Raw genomic sequence first — 1574 nt, forward strand, 5'->3', positions numbered from 1 at the left:
GGTTGATTTCCGATCTCAGCCGAACACATTGAGCAAATAGGCCATTCCCGCAGTTAGCCGAACGCCCCCGCGTCCCCTCCTGGGGCCCGGGGGCGCCGTTTTCCCAGTTGAAGGAACGGAGGAGATGTGTCTCGATGGGTCCGGTGGCCATGCTCCGCCCGCCGCCCGGCGCCTCTTCCCGGACTCAGCCGAACGGTCGGTCAGTCTATTCCGTTTTCCCTTAGGCTAGGACAGCGGGGCATCGCCCCTCTCCGCGCGCGCCCGCTCGATGAGCCCCGGCGTCAGGTCGAGCTCGCCGATGGGCACGTCCTCGATGCCGTACGCCTCCAGCAGCGCCGCCGCGTCGCCGCCGAGCATCGCCCGGAAGGCGCGGGCGGGCGTCGCGAAGCCGAGCGCGCCGCGGGGCTCGGAGTTCACGTGCGACATCGCCAGCGCCAGGTCGGCCGGGGCGAGCCGGTCGAACCTGAGGCCGCGGCCCTTGGGGAGCAGCTTCCTGATCTCGACGTGGTTGCGCTCGCAGGCGCCCTTCTGGTCGCTGCGCCTAGGGTCGCAGTAGAACAGCCTCGTCTCGCCGGGCCCCTCGCCGATGAGCGCGGCGATCGCGCCCTCGTCGGAGAACTCGGCGCCGTTGTCGGTGAGCACGGCGCGGAACACGCGGCGCGTCCCGTCGGCGCCGAGGACCGCCCGGACGCCCTCCAGGGCGCCCGCGACGCACCCGGCGGTCTTCTCCTCCAGCGGCAGCGCGAGCTGGAGCCTGCTGGGGCGGTGCAGCAGCGTGAGCAGGCAGGCGGAGTCCTCCCGCGCGCCCTCGACGGTATCCATCTCCCAGGCCGCGGCGCACGCGTCCTCCCCGAGGGCGAGGAACGCGGCATATGACCTGCGAGCGGAGTGGCGGGTCGCCGCCCGGCACGCGGCGCGCTTCCTCGGCCTGTAGCCGACCTTGCGCCTGAGCTCCATGTTGGTCATGCCGTCGTAGCCCGCCGAGACCCAGCGGTAGATGGTCGACGGCGACAGGTCCACCGGACCGCCGTTGCGCGCCGCCATCTGCTCGGGCGACAGCCCCCGGCGCAGGCAGTCCCTTATCGCCTCCAGCCTGGCCGCCGCGGCGGGCTCGTCGGCGTCTATCCCGCGCCTGGACGAGACGAGGACCGAGTCGGCGCACAGCTGCGCGGCCCGGGCCTCGTAGAAGACGTGGGGGCGGCGCTTGCAGCCGATCGCGCGGTACCGCCCGCACCCGTTGCAGCAGCGCGGCCACGCGGCCAGGCGCGGGCAGGCCGCCGACAGGTCGGCGGAGGCGTCCACGCGCTCGCCGCGCCTGGCCTTCGGCGCCGTCACGAACCTGTGCGACGCCACCTCGGCGCTCACCGTCGAGGGCGACCTGCCCAGCTCCCTCGCGATCTCCCTGCATGACGCCCTGCGCTCCAGCATCCTCTGGACCGTGTCCCGCTCGTGCCTCGTGAGCCTTCCGTAGGCCCTCGGGACCGCCCTTGCGGAGCCCCTTTTCTTCTTTCCGGACATGCCGTCCTCCGATCTCCCGGGGCCGGCCGATCCGGCCCTCAGGGTATCGGGTTCCC

Annotated in this window: 1 protein-coding gene; it reads right to left on the bottom strand. The window is 72.7% G+C overall.

Annotated features, from left to right (window positions below; genetic code table 11):
* Window positions 1-225 precede the first annotated feature (225 nt).
* Window positions 226-1518: an IS30 family transposase gene (locus DXD56_RS09915; protein ID WP_117641085.1), complete on the bottom strand. Its 1293-nt coding sequence runs from the start codon at window positions 1516-1518 to the stop codon at window positions 226-228.
* Window positions 1519-1574: the final 56 nt, after the last annotated feature.

This window comes from Collinsella sp. TM06-3 (genome assembly GCF_003436395.1).
Lineage (GTDB): Bacteria > Actinomycetota > Coriobacteriia > Coriobacteriales > Coriobacteriaceae > Collinsella.

Bases quoted from the DNA above. Each gene is read 5' to 3' on its own strand.
- DXD56_RS09915 (WP_117641085.1), bottom strand. From the start codon at position 1,518: ATGTCCGGAAAGAAGAAAAGGGGCTCCGCAAGGGCGGTCCCGAGGGCC.